The sequence below is a fragment of the Pseudomonas sp. Irchel 3E20 genome (genome assembly GCF_900187645.1).
Lineage (GTDB): Bacteria > Pseudomonadota > Gammaproteobacteria > Pseudomonadales > Pseudomonadaceae > Aquipseudomonas.
The window spans coordinates 57,386-73,508 of record NZ_FYEE01000011.1; the positions used below are offsets into that span (position 1 = coordinate 57,386).

The following is a 16,123-nucleotide window of genomic DNA, read 5'->3' on the forward strand; positions in this document are numbered from 1 at the left end:
CAAACGCCCTAAGGTCTCGAAAGTCTTGTTCTCATCAGCAGGGGAGCGAACCAGCTGACCAGTTGGGTCAGCACGAAGACGCCGAATACAGCTAGCGGCGCCAATGGCTTCACACCTGCGAACGTCAATGCAAAGAGCACTGCCGTCAAAATCAGTTTGCCCGCTTCACCGGCATAAAAAGACCGGACGATAGCTTGGGCTGCTCGGGCGCCGGAAAACCGAAATGCCCTGTGAGCGAAATACACATTAGGTAACAAGGCTATCAGGCCTCCGCAGAGTCCTGAGTATCCGGCAACGACTCCGCGCCATTGCCAGAGCGCCAGTGCAGCGATCAGCAAAACGACAAATTGGGCCATTAACACCGGAAAAACCGCCAGACGATGGAAGGGCAAGCGGTTTGGCGTGCGGGTTTCCATCACTCTTGCTCCCCAGAGGTCGGCTGCCGGAAATCAATAACTTGGCATAATTTGTGCCGACAAAATGCGCGCAGAGTATAGGGGCGGTTCTGCCCCTATTCAACTGTCAGGTAGTGATTTCCGACTGCGCGCTACATACGCAATTGTTTCAGCGGATGTGAGCGAGGACGCCCTGCAACTCGTCGAGGGAGTTGTAGCCTATGACCAGTTGCCCTTTTCCCTTCTTACCGTGGCGGATCTGCACCGCAGAGCCCAGCCGCTCGGCCAGGCGCTGTTCCAGGCGCGCGATATCCGGGTCGGGTTTGACCGGTTCGGCAGCCTCCTGTTTGCCACTCAACCACTGGCGAACGAGGGCTTCGGTCTGGCGCACGGTCAGACCTCGTGCGACAACGTGTCGCGCCCCTTCAACCTGTTGATTTTCCGGCAATCCGAGCAATGCGCGGGCATGACCCATTTCCAGGTCGCCGTGGGACAGCATGGTTTTAATCACTTCCGGCAACGCAATCAGGCGCAACAAGTTGGCCACCGTCACCCGAGACTTGCCCACCGCCTCGGCGACCTGTTGCTGGGTCAGCTGAAATTCCTGCTGTAAGCGCTGCAGGGCAATCGCTTCTTCGATCGGATTGAGGTCTTCACGCTGGATGTTCTCGATCAGCGCCATGGCGATGGCGGTCTCATCCGGAACATCGCGCACCATCGCCGGGATAGTTTCCTGACCGGCCTGCTGGCTCGCCCGCCAGCGGCGTTCGCCGGCGATGATTTCAAACCGACCGGCACCGATAGGGCGCACCACGATCGGCTGCATGACGCCTTGGGCCTTGATCGAATTGGCCAGTTCTTCCAGCGCCTGCGGGTCCATATCGCGACGTGGCTGGTACTTGCCACGCTGGATCAGGTCCAACGGCAGGTGTTGTAGCTCACGTTGATCGGCCTGTACCGCTTGCTCCTCCAGGGAGCTCACGGTCGGACCGCTGAGCAGTGCATCCAGTCCTCGTCCGAGACCTCGTTTCTTGACGGCCATGGGGATTCCTTAAGTTGCCTGAGCAGCGGCAGTACGTGAATTTTTACGTTGGCGACGAACCATCTCGCCCGCCAGGGCCAGATAGGCCAGTGCGCCGCGGGAGGATTTGTCGTACGCCAGGGCCGGCATGCCGTAGCTAGGGGCTTCGGCGAGGCGGATGTTGCGCGGAATGACGGTGTCGTACAGCTGATCGCCGAAATGTTCCTTGAGCTGCGCTGAAACGTCGTTCATCAAACTCAAACGTGGGTCGTACATGGTGCGCAGCAACCCCTCGATCTTGAGGTTTGGGTTAAGCAATTCAGCGATGCGCTTGATGTTATCCACAAGGTCGCTAAGCCCTTCGAGGGCAAAGTATTCACACTGCATGGGGATAATCACCCCATCAGCGGCAACCAAGGCGTTGAGCGTCAGCATCGACAACGACGGCGGGCAGTCGATCAGGATGTAGTCGTAGTTCTCTCGAATCGGCGCCAAGGCGCTGCGCAGACGGCTTTCTTTCATCTGCATTTCCAGCAGAACGACTTCGGCTGCGGTCAGGTCGCGGTTGGCAGGTAGCAACTGGTAACCGCCGTGTTCGGAAAAGTGCATGGCCTGGGCCAGGTCACATTCGCCGATCAACAGGTCGTAAACCGAGTTCTCCAGGCCATGTTTATCCACACCGCTACCCATGGTGGCGTTGCCCTGTGGATCAAGGTCGATCAACAGCACCCGGCGCTTGGTTGCGACCAGGGATGCTGCGAGGTTGATGCAGGTGGTGGTCTTGCCCACACCACCCTTTTGGTTCGCTATCGCGAATACCTTAGCCATTCTTGCTTGTGTTCCCAATCATGCCGTGCGGCGCAGTATCAGCAGATGGCGTTGGCCTTGGCAACCAGGTACGGCCAAGGCGTGTTCGCTATCGAGGTGGAAGTCTGCCGGCAATGCTACCAGCTCATCGGCGGGATGAACGCCCTTCATTGCCAGCCAACGGGTGTCGCGGTTGCCCAGGTGGCGAGTCCAGTTGCTGAAATTCTCCATGCTGCTGAACGCCCGGGAGACGATCCCGTTGAATGGCAGCTCAGGCTGGTAGCTTTCGACGCGGCTGTGGATAACTTGCAGGTTATCCAGTTTCAGCTCGAGTTTGACCTGGGTGAGGAAGCGGGTTTTCTTGCCGTTGCTGTCCAGGCAAGTCACTTGCGAGTCGGGAAACAGGATCGCCAACGGGATTCCCGGCATGCCGCCGCCACTGCCCACGTCCAGCCAACGGCCGTTTTCGATGAAGGGCATCACGCTCAAACTGTCGAGCAGATGCCGTGAGACCATTTCGTCGGGATCGCGCACGGCCGTGAGGTTGTAGGCCTTGTTCCACTTAATCAACAGCGCCAGATAACCGAGCAGCAATTCGTGCTGATTCGGCGTCAGATCAACGCCAAGGGTACGAGCGCCTGTGGATAACTCTTCGGCATGTTGCGAGGTGACCAATGAACTCAAGCGCTTTGCTCCAACTGACGGCCCGCGCCGCGTTTTTTCAAATGAATCATCAACAGTGAGATGGCCGCCGGGGTAACGCCGGGAATACGCGAGGCCTGGCCCAGGGTTTCTGGCCGCGTGGCGCCGAGCTTGCTCTGGATCTCTTTGGATAGACCGGAAATGCCGGTGTAGTCGATATCCACAGGCAACTTGGTGTTCTCACTGGCGCGCAGGCGAGCGATTTCATCCTGTTGACGATCGATGTAGCCGGCGTACTTGGTCTTGATTTCGACCTGCTCGGCGACCTGGGGGTCTTCTGCACCTTGGCCGGTCACCTCGACCAAACCCGCGTAGTCGATTTCCGGCCGGCTTAGGAGATTGAGCAGGTTGTATTCATGGGTCAGCGGCGTGCCGAATTTTTCGGCAATGGCATCGCCCTGCTCGGTGCCCGGGCGCACCCAGGTGCTTTTCAGGCGCTGCTCTTCGAGTTCGATGCTTTCGCGCTTTTTGCAGAAAGCCGCCCAACGCACATCGTCCACCAAGCCCAGTTCGCGACCTTTTTCGGTCAGGCGTAAGTCGGCATTGTCCTCACGCAGGATCAAACGGTACTCGGCCCGGGACGTGAACATCCGATACGGTTCCTGGGTACCCAGGGTAATCAGGTCGTCGACCAATACGCCGATGTAGGCTTCGTCACGGCGCGGGCACCAACTGTCCTTGCCCTGGGCACGCAGTGCCGCGTTCGCCCCGGCGAGCAAACCTTGGGCGCCGGCCTCTTCGTAGCCAGTGGTGCCGTTGATTTGCCCAGCGAAGAACAAACCGCCAATAACTTTGGTTTCCAGGCTGTACTTCAGGTCCCGCGGGTCGAAGTAGTCGTACTCGATGGCGTAGCCAGGACGGACGATATGGGCGTTTTCCATGCCGCGGATCGATTGCACGATCTGCAATTGCACATCGAACGGCAGGGATGTGGATATCCCGTTCGGGTACAACTCATGAGTGGTCAGGCCTTCGGGTTCGATAAAGACCTGATGGCTTTCCTTGTCGGCAAAGCGGTGGATCTTGTCTTCGATCGACGGGCAGTAACGCGGGCCGATGCCTTCGATCTCGCCTGCGGCGGAATACATCGGTGAACGATCGAGGTTCGCGGCGATGATTTCGTGGGTGCGTGCGTTGGTGTGGGTGATCCAGCAACTGACCTGTTTGGGATGCTGTTCCTTGGAACCCATGAACGACATCACCGGGATTGGCGTATCACCCGGTTGTTCGGTCATCACCGAGAAATCCACGGAGCGCCCGTCTATTCGCGGCGGCGTCCCGGTTTTCAGGCGCCCAACCCGCAGCGGCAGTTCACGCAGGCGACGAGCCAGGGCAATGGAGGGCGGATCACCTGCACGGCCGCCCGAGTAATTCTGCAAACCGATGTGGATAAGTCCACCCAGGAAGGTGCCAGTGGTCAGTACCACGGCGTCGGCAAAGAAGCGCAGGCCCATTTGAGTCACAACGCCGCGCACCTGGTCCTGCTCGACGATCAAGTCATCGGCGGCTTGTTGAAATATCCACAGGTTGGGTTGGTTTTCCAGGGTTTCACGCACCGCAGCCTTGTAGAGCACACGGTCAGCCTGGGCGCGGGTAGCCCGCACGGCTGGGCCTTTGCGGCTGTTCAACACGCGGAACTGGATACCACCTTTATCGGTGGCCATGGCCATCGCGCCGCCGAGGGCGTCGATCTCCTTGACCAGGTGGCTTTTGCCAATGCCACCAATGGCAGGGTTGCAACTCATCGCACCGAGGGTTTCCACGTTGTGCGTCAGCAACAGGGTTTTTGCCCCCATGCGTGCTGATGCCAGTGCTGCCTCGGTACCGGCATGACCGCCGCCGATGACGATCACTTCAAAACGGGAAGGGAAATCCACCACGCACCTCGTGCCTGCTTCAGTTAGGTAATCAGGAATAGTTTAGAGCTTGGTATCTGGACCAAGGCGGCAAGTATAGGGACTTCCCCCCTCCTAAAGAACCCTTTGCACAAAATTTAACCAGCTGTGGAAAACTCGAGGTTATAGAAATTAAAAAGAAAGAAATTTATTAAATCTTTGTTTTTATGTTTATTTATACTGAGGCGTGTTTCTGTGGATAAATCGCTGTAAGCCTTTATATTCGTAATGTACAGAGATTCAAAACCCTGTGGTCATGTGACCAAGAGCCCCTTGGATAACCGGTGTAAGCCTGTGGATTAAAGAGGTGATTATCCACAGGGCAGGTTATCTCCACATTTTAGGCCCTGTTATCAACTGGCCTTAACGGCAGTTATTCACAGGGCTTAATCCGCAGAAAAGCTGCAAACGGGTACAAATCGCAGGCACGCAAACGCTGCCTCAGGCGCGGCAGGCTGTAAAAAATGGAGGAGGGGGTGGCACGGTGCCCTGCAATTGCAGCAATACCGCGGCTCAGTTACGCCACATTGCTGGAATTTGCAGGGTAGATGAGGGCTATTTACCGATACAGAAGCTGGAAAAGATCCTTCCCAGCAAGTCGTCCGAGCTAAAAGCGCCGGTGATTTCCGCCAGGGACTGCTGAGCCTGACGCAGATCCTCTGCCAGCAACTCCCCTGCTCCCGCCAGGGTCAGTTGCGCCCGGCCGTGCTCAAGGGATGCGCTGGCGTGGCGCAGGGCCTCCAGGTGGCGCCGGCGGGCGCTAAAGCTACTTTCCGAGGTCTGCTCGTAGCCCATGCAGGCTTTGAGGTGCTCGCGTAGCAGCTCCAGGCCCATACCTGCGGACTTGGCACTCAGGCTAAGGGTGACATGGCCATCGTGGCTAACTTCCATGGCGATGGCCTCGCCGGTCAGGTCGGCTTTGTTGCGAATCAAGGTGACTTTCGCAGGGTCGGGGCGGGTTTCCAGGAATTCCGGCCACAGCGCAAACGGATCTGCGGCTTCAGGTGCGGTGGCATCGACCACCAACAACACCCGATCGGCCTCGCCAATGGCCTTCAAGGCCCGTTCCACGCCAATTTTTTCGACCTGGTCATCGGTGTCACGCAGCCCGGCGGTATCAACCACATGCAGGGGCATGCCATCGATGTGGATATGTTCGCGCAGGATGTCGCGGGTGGTGCCGGCAATCTCAGTCACGATGGCGGCTTCGCGCCCGGCCAGGGCATTGAGCAGGCTGGATTTGCCGGCGTTGGGCCGGCCAGCGATGACCACTGTCATGCCATCACGCAGCAACGCGCCCTGCCCGGCTTCGCGCAGGACGGTGGATAACTCGTCGCGCACGGCGTCCAGCATGCTTAGCACGTGGCCATCGGCGAGGAAGTCGATCTCTTCTTCCGGGAAATCGATGGCGGCTTCGACGTAGATCCGTAGCGCAATCAACTGCTCGGTCAGGCTATGGACCCGTTGGGAAAACGCGCCTTGTAGAGAACGAAGGGCATTGCGTGCAGCCTGGGCGGAGCTGGCTTCAATCAAGTCCGCGATGGCTTCGGCCTGGGCCAGGTCCAGTTTGTCGTTGAGAAAGGCTCGCTCACTGAACTCCCCGGGCCGGGCCAGGCGACAGCCCAGTTCCAGGCAACGGCGCAGCAGCATGTCCAGAACCACGGGGCCGCCATGACCTTGCAGTTCCAGCACATCTTCGCCGGTAAATGAGTTCGGCCCCGGGAAGTACAGCGCGATGCCCTCGTCCAACACATCGCCCTCGGCATTGAGGAAAGGGCCGTAGTGGGCAAAGCGCGGCTTCAGTTCGCGCCCGCTGATGGCTTGGGCCGCTAGGCCTGCCAGTGGCCCAGAAATACGCACGATACCGACTCCGCCACGGCCCTGGGCGGTGGCGACGGCGGCGATGGTTTCACGAGGAGCGCTCATAAACCGATGTCCCGATAGAAATGGCAGATAGCAAAACGCCCCACTAGGGGGCGTTTTGAGTGGTTATCCACAGCGTAAGTTATGCGTCGGCTTTTTTGGTAGCCGCCTCGACTTTACGGGTGATGTACCACTGTTGGGCGATGGACAGGCAGTTGTTCACAACCCAGTACAGCACCAGACCTGCCGGGAACCACAGGAAGAAGAAGGTGAAGATGATTGGCATCATTTTCATCACCTTGGCCTGCATCGGATCCGGCGGTGTCGGGTTCAACTGCTGCTGGATGAACATGGTGGCGCCCATGATGATCGGCAGGATGAAGAACGGATCCTTGATCGACAGGTCGGTAATCCACAGCATGAACGGCGCTTGGCGCATTTCCACGCTTTCCAGGAGAACCCAGTACAGCGAGAGGAAAACCGGCATTTGCACAAGAATCGGCAAGCATCCACCCAGCGGGTTGATCTTCTCTTTCTTGTACAACTCCATCATGGCTTGGGACATTTTCTGCCGGTCATCGCCATGTTGTTCTTTCAGGGCGGCCAGTTTTGGCGCCACTGCACGCATACGCGCCATGGATTTGTAGCTGGCGGCCGACAGCGGGAAGAAGATCCCTTTAATCAGCATGGTCAGGAAAATGATCGACCAACCCCAGTTACCCACCAGGCTGTGGATATGTTGCAGCAGCCAGAAAATCGGTTGGGCGATGAACCACAGGATGCCGTAGTCGACGGTCAGTTCCAGGCCAGGGGACAACTCTTTGAGAATCGCCTGGCTTTTCGGACCGGCATACAGCGTCGCGCTGGTTTCAGCCTTGGCACCCGGCGCCACGCTCAAAGCAGGGCCGGTGAAACCGATGATGTAGTTACCTTGGCTGTCTTTGCGAGTCTGCACCACGTTGTTGTCGTTCTTGGCCGGAATCCAGGCCGTCACGAAGTAGTGCTGCAACCAGGCAACCCAACCACCCTGGACCGATTCTTTGAGGGTGGCCTTGTCGATATCTTTCATCGACACTTTTTTGTACGGCTCGGCACTTGTCCACAGGGCGGCGCCCAGGTAGGTCGCGGTGCCGGTAGCTGTGGTCGAAGAAGGATCGGAGCTGGCGTCACGCTTGAGTTGGGCAAACAGGTTGCCGGTCCAGGCCTTTTCGCTGCTGTTGTCGATCAGATAGGTCACTTTCAGGTCGTACAGACCGCGAGTGAAGGTGAAACGTTTGATGTAGTTGACCCCAGCATCGCTGAACTTCAGGTCAACATTCAGCTGGTTCTGGCCATCAGCCAGTTGATAAGTCTTTTGTTCGGTCGAATAAACCGGACGGCCGGTCGGACGAGCGTCCGGGCCATCGACACCGGTCAGGCCGCTTTGGGCCAGGTAAGTGCGTTCGCCACCGTTATCGAACAATTGAAACGGGATCTCCGGGTGATCCTGGCGACGTGGGTACAGCGGCAGCATCAGCTGGGCGATATCACCACCTTGAGGGTCGATTGCAAGTTCCAGGACGTCCGTTTTAACGCGGATAAGGTCTTTGCTGGTGGCCACCGGCATTTCTGCGGGGGCGCTGGTATCGGCATTCGCGCTGGGTACATCGGCACTGGCCGCTGCATTGTTGCCCACAGGTGCGTCTGGCAGACCTGAAGTCTGGGTGTTGGCAGCAACATTCTGAGTCGGCAGGGCAGCCTGGCCATAGTCCTGGTTCCAGTTAAGGACCATAACGTAGGACACGATTGCCAGGGCGACGATCAGGATCGTGCGTTTAATATCCATGATTACTCGGCCATCGAAGAAGAACGGGAGGTAGGGATAGATGGAACCGGGTCGTAACCACCGGGATTCCACGGATGACAGCGGCCTAAACGACGAACGGCCAGCCAGCCACCACGCAGAAGGCCATGATTTTCTATGGCTTCTTGCGCGTAGCAGGAACAACTGGGGTAGAAACGACAGTGGTTGGCCATCAGAGGACTAATGGCATAGCGATAGAACTGGATCGGAACGAGTGCCAGTTTACGCATCGGGACCGCCTACCCCTACAGTTTCGGTGTTGACCGCTGGTACTGGCTTGTTACGAGCCAGACGTTTCCAGAGCTTGCCGAAATGCTGAATCAATTCGGGGTTTTCTACGTCACCCAAACCTTTGCGCGCGACGATAACGATGTCCCAACCCACCAGAGAATCCTGGTGAAGGCGAAACGATTCGCGCATCAGACGTTTGAGGCGATTGCGCTCAACGGAGAGCTTGACGCTCTTCTTGCCAATCACCAGGCCGAGGCGTGGGTGGTCAAGATCGTTGTTGCGTGCAAGGAGCAGGAGATTTTTCCCCGGAACCTTGCCGGTGGGGGAGTCAAAGACTGCCTTGAAATGCCGGGGGGTAAGCAGACGCTTTTCCCGACTGAAGTCCTGACTCACCACCAGTACCGGATTATCAAACTGCCAGACGCGCACGACCTTTGGCGCGACGGCGCGACAGAACAGCACGGCCGTTCTTGGTAGCCATGCGAGCACGGAAACCGTGGGTACGAGCGCGTTTGATGGTGCTTGGTTGGAAAGTACGTTTCATGTCGTGTTACCTGGTTCGTCCACAACGGGCCGGAATGGCCCCCGTTTTAAGAGACCGGCGATTCTAGAGAAAGCACGCCCCTAGGTCAATTTCCAACCAACGTTTCCTTTAATTAGATATCTACAGCCTCGTGAGGGAGAGTTGGCGGTGTGTAGATATAGAAATAAGAAAGGAATTATTTAAAGCTTTTCTGTAAAGCTTATTAAAGCTAGGGATGCTATCTCCTGTGGATAACAGCATTTAAGCCTTCTAATTCGGGCTGTACAGAGGATGACAACTAGGCGTGAAAGCGGTGCCCTACCTGTGCCGTACTGTCGGATAACCTGTGGGCGAAAGCGATGGTTATCCACAGGCCGGTTATCCACTGGCTTTACCCCCTACTTTTGCAACGGGCTTAGCCATGGTTATCCACAGAGCTTATGCACATACCGTTGGTCATCTTTTTTATGGGTAAAGCATTGATTCTTCGTGCGGTGCGGCCAACCTACATGTGGATAAGTGTGCGTCTGGCCGCTACAATGGCCGCTGTTTTTGCCTCACCGGCTTTCGACTTAGGGGATATCCGTGTCAGTGGAACTTTGGCAGCAGTGCGTAGAACTTCTGCGTGATGAGCTGCCTGCCCAGCAATTCAACACTTGGATCCGTCCACTACAGGTCGAAGCCGATGGCGACGAGCTGCGTGTCTACGCACCGAACCGCTTTGTTCTCGATTGGGTCAACGAAAAGTACTTGAGCCGTGTGCTCGAGCTGCTGGACGAGCACGGCAACGGTATGGCCCCGGCGCTTTCCTTATTAATAGGCAGCAAACGCAGCTCAGCACCTCGTGCGGCGCCCAACGCCCCGCTGGCCGCTGCGGCATCCCAAGCTCAAGCCTCGGTCGCCCCACCACCTGTCAATGCACCTACCCCCGCTGCGCCAGCCAAACGCGCCACCCATAAGGTAGCCGAGGCCAGCGAAGAGCCCTCGCGCGACAGCTTCGACCCGATGGCCGGTGCCAGTTCGCAACAGGCTCCGGTTCGTGCCGAGCAGCGCACCGTGCAGGTCGAAGGTGCCCTCAAGCACACCAGTTACTTGAATCGCACGTTCACCTTCGAGAACTTCGTCGAAGGTAAGTCGAACCAATTGGCCCGTGCGGCTGCCTGGCAAGTGGCGGATAACCCCAAGCACGGTTACAACCCGCTGTTCCTGTATGGCGGCGTGGGCCTGGGTAAGACTCACTTGATGCACGCTGTGGGTAACCATCTATTAAAGAAGAACCCGAATGCCAAGGTCGTGTACCTGCACTCGGAGCGCTTCGTCGCGGACATGGTCAAGGCGTTGCAGCTCAACGCAATCAACGAGTTCAAGCGTTTCTACCGCTCCGTCGATGCCCTGTTGATCGATGACATTCAATTCTTCGCTCGCAAGGAACGGTCCCAGGAAGAGTTTTTCCACACGTTCAACGCACTGCTTGAAGGTGGCCAGCAGGTCATCCTGACCAGCGATCGTTACCCGAAGGAAATCGAAGGGCTTGAAGAACGCCTCAAATCGCGCTTCGGTTGGGGCCTGACAGTTGCCGTCGAACCTCCAGAGCTGGAAACCCGTGTCGCGATCCTGATGAAGAAGGCCGACCAGGCCAAGGTCGACCTCCCCCACGACGCGGCGTTCTTCATTGCCCAACGCATTCGCTCCAACGTGCGTGAGCTTGAGGGCGCGCTCAAGCGCGTCATCGCTCACTCCCACTTCATGGGCCGCGACATCACGATCGAGCTGATCCGCGAATCCCTGAAGGACCTGCTGGCACTCCAAGACAAACTGGTGTCTGTGGATAACATTCAGCGCACCGTCGCCGAGTACTACAAGATCAAGATTTCCGACCTGCTGTCCAAGCGTCGTTCCCGTTCTGTCGCCCGCCCGCGTCAAGTGGCCATGGCGCTGTCCAAGGAACTGACCAACCACAGCCTGCCGGAAATCGGCGATGTGTTCGGCGGCCGCGATCACACCACGGTCTTGCACGCGTGCCGCAAGATCAACGAACTCAAGGAATCCGACGCGGACATCCGCGAGGACTACAAGAACCTGCTGCGTACACTGACTACTTAATGGCACCAGCGCAGCTTATTAAGGCAAGGGACTAGACCATGCATTTCACCATTCAACGCGAAGCCCTGTTGAAACCCCTGCAACTGGTCGCAGGCGTCGTTGAGCGCCGCCAGACCTTGCCGGTGCTCTCTAACGTGCTGTTGGTCGTCGAAGGCCAGCAGCTGTCGCTGACCGGTACCGACCTGGAAGTCGAACTGGTTGGCCGTGTGCAGTTGGAAGAGCCGGCAGAACCCGGCGAAATCACCGTCCCGGCGCGTAAGCTGATGGACATCTGCAAAAGCCTGCCAAACGATGCGCTGATCGACATCAAGGTCGATGAGCAGAAACTGGTGGTCAAGGCTGGCCGGAGCCGCTTCACCCTGTCCACCCTGCCGGCTAACGATTTCCCCACTGTTGAAGAAGGCCCGGGCTCGCTGACGTGCAGCCTGGAGCAAAGCAGGCTGCGTCGCTTGATCGAACGCACCAGCTTCGCCATGGCCCAGCAGGATGTACGTTATTACCTCAACGGCATGCTGCTGGAGGTTTCCGAAGGGATCATCCGCGCTGTGGCCACCGACGGCCATCGGTTGGCCATGTGCTCGATGAAAGCCGATATTGGCCAACCGGATCGCCACCAGGTGATCGTGCCGCGCAAAGGTATTCTGGAGTTGGCGCGCCTGCTCACTGAGCCGGACGGTCAGGTCAGCATCGTGCTTGGTCAGCACCATATTCGTGCGACCACGGGCGAATTCACCTTCACCTCCAAACTGGTGGACGGCAAGTTCCCGGACTACGAGCGCGTTCTGCCTAAAGGTGGCGACAAGTTGGTACTGGGCGACCGCCAGGCATTGCGCGAAGCGTTCAGCCGTACCGCGATCCTGTCCAACGAAAAATATCGCGGCATCCGCCTGCAACTGGCCAACGGTCAGTTGAAAATCCAGGCCAATAACCCGGAACAGGAAGAAGCGGAAGAAGAAGTGGGCGTCGACTACAACGGTGGCTCGCTGGAGATCGGCTTCAACGTCAGCTATTTGCTGGACGTGCTGGGCGTCATGACCACTGAGCAGGTTCGCCTGATCCTGTCCGACTCCAACAGCAGTGCGCTGGTGCAGGAATCCGACAACGATGATTCGGCATACGTCGTCATGCCGATGCGCCTGTAAACATGTTCAGCAGAAGCTAGATGTCCCTCAGTCGCGTCACGGTCACCGCGGTGCGCAATCTGCACCCGGTGACCTTCTCCCCTTCCCCACGCATCAACATCCTCTCTGGCTCTAATGGCAGTGGCAAAACCAGTGTTCTGGAAGCCATTCATTTGCTTGGGCTTGCCCGCTCGTTCCGCAGCACTCGGTTGCTGCCGGTCATCCAGTACGAGCAGCCGGCCTGCACGGTGTTTGGTCAGGTTGAACTGGCAGAAGGTGGGCACAGCGCATTGGGTATTTCTCGGGATCGACAAGGCGAGTTCCAGATCCGCATCGATGGGCAGAACGCCCGCAGCGCCGCTCAGTTGGCCGAGATCCTGCCGCTGCAACTCATCAACCCTGACAGTTTTCGCTTGCTGGAGGGCGCACCGAAAATTCGTCGGCAGTTTCTCGACTGGGGTGTGTTCCACGTGGAACCACGTTTCATGTCCACCTGGCAGCGGCTGCAGAAGGCCCTGCGCCAGAGAAACTCTTGGCTGCGGCATGGTACACTTGACGCCGTTTCGCAAGCGGTTTGGGACAGAGAACTGTGCCAGGCCAGCGCTGAGATTGATGAATACCGCCGCGCTTACATCAAAGCCTTGAAACCAGTCTTTGAGCAAACCTTGAGCGAACTCGTTGAGCTTGAGGGTTTGACGTTGAGCTATTACCGGGGGTGGGACAAAGAGCGAGAGCTAAGTGCAGTGCTCACCGCTTCCGTTCACCGGGACCAGCAAATGGGGCATACCCAGGCCGGGCCACAACGCGCTGATTTGCGTCTTCGATTGGGCGCACATAACGCTGCGGATATCTTGTCCCGCGGCCAGCAGAAGTTAGTGGTCTGTGCCCTACGCATCGCCCAGGGGCACTTGGTCAGCCAGGCCCGGCGCGGCCAATGTATTTATCTGGTGGATGATTTACCGTCAGAACTGGACGAGCAGCACCGCCGCGCGCTTTGCCGTTTGCTGGAAGACTTACGCTGCCAGGTGTTCATTACTTGTGTAGACCACGAATTATTGAGGGACGGCTGGCAGACGGAAACGCCAGTCGCTCTGTTCCACGTGGAACAGGGCCGTATCACCCAGACCCACGACCATCGGGAGTGAAGGCATGAGCGAAGAAAACACGTACGACTCGACGAGCATTAAAGTGCTCAAAGGCCTGGATGCCGTACGCAAACGTCCCGGTATGTACATTGGGGACACCGATGATGGTAGCGGTCTGCACCACATGGTGTTCGAGGTGGTCGATAACTCGATCGACGAAGCTCTGGCTGGCCATTGCGACGACATCAGTATCATCATCCACCCGGATGAATCGATCACCGTACGCGACAACGGTCGCGGCATTCCGGTAGACGTGCATAAAGAAGAAGGCGTTTCCGCAGCCGAAGTCATCATGACGGTGCTGCACGCCGGCGGTAAGTTCGACGATAACTCCTACAAAGTATCCGGCGGGTTGCACGGTGTGGGTGTTTCGGTGGTAAACGCCCTGTCCGAAGAGCTGATCCTCACCGTCCGCCGCAGCGGCAAGATCTGGGAACAGACCTATATCCACGGTGTGCCAAAAGAGCCGATGCGCATCGTCGGTGAAAGCGAAACCACCGGGACCCAGATTCACTTCAAGCCCTCACCTGAAACCTTCAAGAACATCCACTTCAGCTGGGACATCCTGGCCAAGCGGATTCGTGAACTGTCCTTCCTCAACTCCGGTGTCGGCATCGTCCTCAAGGATGAGCGCAGCGGCAAGGAAGAACTGTTCAAGTACGAAGGTGGCCTGCGCGCATTCGTTGAATACCTGAATACGAACCGCACCCCGGTCAACCAGGTGTTCCACTTCAATATCCAGCGCGAAGACGGCATCGGCGTTGAAATCGCTCTGCAGTGGAACGACAGCTTCAACGAAAACCTGCTGTGCTTCACCAACAACATTCCGCAGCGCGATGGCGGTACTCACCTGGTGGGCTTCCGTTCGGCGCTGACGCGTAACCTGAACACCTACATCGAAGCCGAAGGCCTGGCGAAGAAGCACAAAGTCGCCACCACCGGTGACGACGCCCGCGAAGGCCTGACCGCCATTATCTCGGTCAAGGTGCCGGACCCTAAGTTCAGTTCCCAGACCAAGGACAAACTGGTGTCCTCCGAAGTGAAGACCGCGGTCGAACAAGAGATGGGCAAGTATTTCTCCGACTTCCTGCTGGAAAACCCCAACGAAGCGAAATTGGTTGTCGGCAAGATGATCGATGCGGCACGGGCCCGTGAAGCGGCGCGTAAAGCCCGTGAGATGACCCGTCGCAAAGGTGCGCTGGATATCGCCGGCCTGCCGGGCAAACTGGCGGACTGCCAGGAAAAAGACCCTGCCCTCTCCGAACTGTACCTGGTGGAAGGTGACTCTGCTGGCGGCTCCGCCAAGCAGGGACGCAACCGCAAGACCCAGGCGATCCTGCCCCTCAAAGGCAAGATCCTCAACGTCGAGAAGGCCCGTTTCGACAAGATGATCTCTTCCCAGGAAGTCGGCACGCTGATTACTGCCCTGGGCTGTGGCATCGGCCGCGAAGAGTACAACATCGAGAAACTGCGCTATCACAACATCATCATCATGACCGATGCTGACGTCGACGGTTCGCACATCCGTACCCTGCTGCTCACTTTCTTCTTCCGCCAATTGCCGGAACTGATCGAGCGTGGCTATATCTACATCGCCCAGCCGCCGCTGTACAAAGTGAAGAAAGGCAAGCAAGAGCAATACATCAAAGACGACGACGCCATGGAAGAATACATGACGCAGTCGGCCCTGGAAGATGCGAGCCTGCACCTGAACGACGAAGCGCCCGGTATTTCCGGCGAGGCGCTGGAGCGCCTGGTCAACGACTTCCGCATGGTGATGAAGACCCTCAAGCGTCTGTCGCGCCTGTACCCGCAGGAGTTGACCGAACACTTCATCTACCTGCCGGCCGTCAGCCTGGAGCAACTGTCCGATCACGCGGCCATGCAGGATTGGCTGGCCCAGTACGAAGTGCGCCTGCGCACGGTAGAGAAATCCGGCCTGGTCTACAAAGCCAGCCTGCGTGAGGACCGTGAACGTAACGTCTGGCTGCCTGAGGTCGAACTGATCTCCCACGGCCTGTCGAACTACATCACGTTCAACCGCGACTTCTTCGGCAGCAACGACTACAAAACCGTCGTGACCCTGGGCGCCCAACTCAGCACCTTGCTCGACGAAGGCGCGTACATCCAGCGCGGCGAACGCAAGAAAGCCGTGACCGAGTTCAAGGAAGCCCTCGACTGGCTGATGGCCGAAAGCACCAAGCGCCACACCATCCAGCGATACAAAGGTCTGGGTGAAATGAACCCGGATCAGCTGTGGGAAACCACCATGGACCCAAGCGTGCGCCGCATGCTCAAAGTCACCATCGAAGACGCCATTGGCGCGGACCAGATCTTCAACACCCTCATGGGTGATGCGGTCGAACCCCGCCGTGACTTCATCGAGGCCAATGCCTTGGCGGTGTCTAACCTGGATTTCTGATCGGGTTGTCGCCATAACAAAAAAGGCCAACGCATGCGTTGGCCTTTTTTGT

At 57.7% G+C, this 16,123-nt stretch carries 14 protein-coding genes; 4 read left to right on the forward strand and 10 right to left on the reverse strand.

Going from position 1 to position 16,123, the window contains the following annotated elements; all coding sequences use genetic code 11:
- Positions 1-8 precede the first annotated feature (8 nt).
- The 10 genes from CKW13_RS18815 to rpmH all read right to left on the reverse strand — a co-directional run bounded on the left by CKW13_RS18815 (position 9) and on the right by rpmH (position 9,301).
- Entirely contained in the window at positions 9-416 is a 408-nt protein-coding gene (locus tag CKW13_RS18815; protein ID WP_095110158.1) for a F0F1 ATP synthase subunit I, read from the reverse strand.
- 148 nt (positions 417-564) lie between these two features.
- Complete coding sequence (locus CKW13_RS18820) at positions 565-1,437, reverse strand: ParB/RepB/Spo0J family partition protein (RefSeq protein ID WP_095110160.1); 873 nt, start codon at positions 1,435-1,437, stop codon at positions 565-567.
- A gap of 9 nt (positions 1,438-1,446) precedes the next feature.
- Positions 1,447-2,244: a ParA family protein gene (locus CKW13_RS18825; RefSeq protein WP_095110161.1), complete on the reverse strand. Its 798-nt coding sequence runs from the start codon at positions 2,242-2,244 to the stop codon at positions 1,447-1,449.
- An 18-nt stretch (positions 2,245-2,262) separates the two neighbouring features.
- A complete protein-coding gene (gene rsmG / locus CKW13_RS18830) occupies positions 2,263-2,907 on the reverse strand; it encodes a 16S rRNA (guanine(527)-N(7))-methyltransferase RsmG (protein WP_095110163.1) in 645 nt (214 codons plus the stop codon).
- Positions 2,904-4,802: a tRNA uridine-5-carboxymethylaminomethyl(34) synthesis enzyme MnmG gene (mnmG, locus tag CKW13_RS18835; RefSeq protein ID WP_095110363.1), complete on the reverse strand. Its 1,899-nt coding sequence runs from the start codon at positions 4,800-4,802 to the stop codon at positions 2,904-2,906. Before mnmG ends, rsmG begins: the two co-directional genes overlap by 4 nt.
- A 573-nt stretch (positions 4,803-5,375) precedes the next feature.
- Complete coding sequence (gene mnmE / locus CKW13_RS18845) at positions 5,376-6,746, reverse strand: tRNA uridine-5-carboxymethylaminomethyl(34) synthesis GTPase MnmE (protein WP_095110164.1); 1,371 nt, start codon at positions 6,744-6,746, stop codon at positions 5,376-5,378.
- 79 nt (positions 6,747-6,825) lie between these two features.
- Positions 6,826-8,508 (reverse strand): membrane protein insertase YidC, encoded by a 1,683-nt coding sequence (gene yidC / locus CKW13_RS18850; protein ID WP_095110166.1) that lies wholly within the window; start codon positions 8,506-8,508, stop codon positions 6,826-6,828.
- Positions 8,509-8,510: 2 nt separating this feature from the next.
- Positions 8,511-8,756, reverse strand: coding sequence for a membrane protein insertion efficiency factor YidD (yidD, locus tag CKW13_RS18855; protein ID WP_095110167.1), 246 nt, complete (start codon positions 8,754-8,756; stop codon positions 8,511-8,513).
- Positions 8,749-9,150, reverse strand: coding sequence for a ribonuclease P protein component (gene rnpA, locus CKW13_RS18860; protein WP_218192064.1), 402 nt, complete (start codon positions 9,148-9,150; stop codon positions 8,749-8,751). The genes yidD and rnpA overlap by 8 nt, the downstream gene beginning before the upstream one ends.
- Positions 9,151-9,166: 16 nt before the next feature.
- Positions 9,167-9,301, reverse strand: coding sequence for a 50S ribosomal protein L34 (rpmH, locus tag CKW13_RS18865; RefSeq protein WP_003213577.1), 135 nt, complete (start codon positions 9,299-9,301; stop codon positions 9,167-9,169).
- Positions 9,302-9,865: 564 nt separating this feature from the next.
- Between rpmH and dnaA the strand changes: the two genes are divergently transcribed.
- The 4 genes from dnaA to gyrB are packed head-to-tail and all read left to right on the forward strand — an operon-like array spanning position 9,866 to position 16,071.
- Positions 9,866-11,383: a chromosomal replication initiator protein DnaA gene (gene dnaA / locus CKW13_RS18870; RefSeq protein WP_095110170.1), complete on the forward strand. Its 1,518-nt coding sequence runs from the start codon at positions 9,866-9,868 to the stop codon at positions 11,381-11,383.
- Positions 11,384-11,421: 38 nt separating this feature from the next.
- A complete protein-coding gene (gene dnaN, locus CKW13_RS18875; protein WP_095110172.1) occupies positions 11,422-12,525 on the forward strand; it encodes a DNA polymerase III subunit beta in 1,104 nt (367 codons plus the stop codon).
- A 20-nt stretch (positions 12,526-12,545) separates the two neighbouring features.
- Positions 12,546-13,649 (forward strand): DNA replication/repair protein RecF, encoded by a 1,104-nt coding sequence (gene recF, locus CKW13_RS18880; protein WP_095110173.1) that lies wholly within the window; start codon positions 12,546-12,548, stop codon positions 13,647-13,649.
- Between the two features lie 4 nt (positions 13,650-13,653).
- Complete coding sequence (gyrB, locus tag CKW13_RS18885) at positions 13,654-16,071, forward strand: DNA topoisomerase (ATP-hydrolyzing) subunit B (RefSeq protein ID WP_095110174.1); 2,418 nt, start codon at positions 13,654-13,656, stop codon at positions 16,069-16,071.
- Positions 16,072-16,123 lie beyond the last annotated feature (52 nt).

Excerpts from the sequence above, each read along its gene's own strand:
- CKW13_RS18815 (WP_095110158.1), bottom strand. The coding sequence starts at position 416 with ATGGAAACCCGCACGCCAAACCGCTTGCCCTTCCATCGTCTGGCGGTT.
- mnmE (WP_095110164.1), bottom strand. The coding sequence starts at position 6,746 with ATGAGCGCTCCTCGTGAAACCATCGCCGCCGTCGCCACCGCCCAGGGC.
- CKW13_RS18825 (WP_095110161.1), bottom strand. The coding sequence starts at position 2,244 with ATGGCTAAGGTATTCGCGATAGCGAACCAAAAGGGTGGTGTGGGCAAG.
- rpmH (WP_003213577.1), bottom strand. The coding sequence starts at position 9,301 with ATGAAACGTACTTTCCAACCAAGCACCATCAAACGCGCTCGTACCCAC.
- dnaN (WP_095110172.1), top strand. The coding sequence starts at position 11,422 with ATGCATTTCACCATTCAACGCGAAGCCCTGTTGAAACCCCTGCAACTG.
- recF (WP_095110173.1), top strand. The coding sequence starts at position 12,546 with ATGTCCCTCAGTCGCGTCACGGTCACCGCGGTGCGCAATCTGCACCCG.
- yidC (WP_095110166.1), bottom strand. The coding sequence starts at position 8,508 with ATGGATATTAAACGCACGATCCTGATCGTCGCCCTGGCAATCGTGTCC.
- CKW13_RS18820 (WP_095110160.1), bottom strand. The coding sequence starts at position 1,437 with ATGGCCGTCAAGAAACGAGGTCTCGGACGAGGACTGGATGCACTGCTC.
- gyrB (WP_095110174.1), top strand. The coding sequence starts at position 13,654 with ATGAGCGAAGAAAACACGTACGACTCGACGAGCATTAAAGTGCTCAAA.
- yidD (WP_095110167.1), bottom strand. The coding sequence starts at position 8,756 with ATGCGTAAACTGGCACTCGTTCCGATCCAGTTCTATCGCTATGCCATT.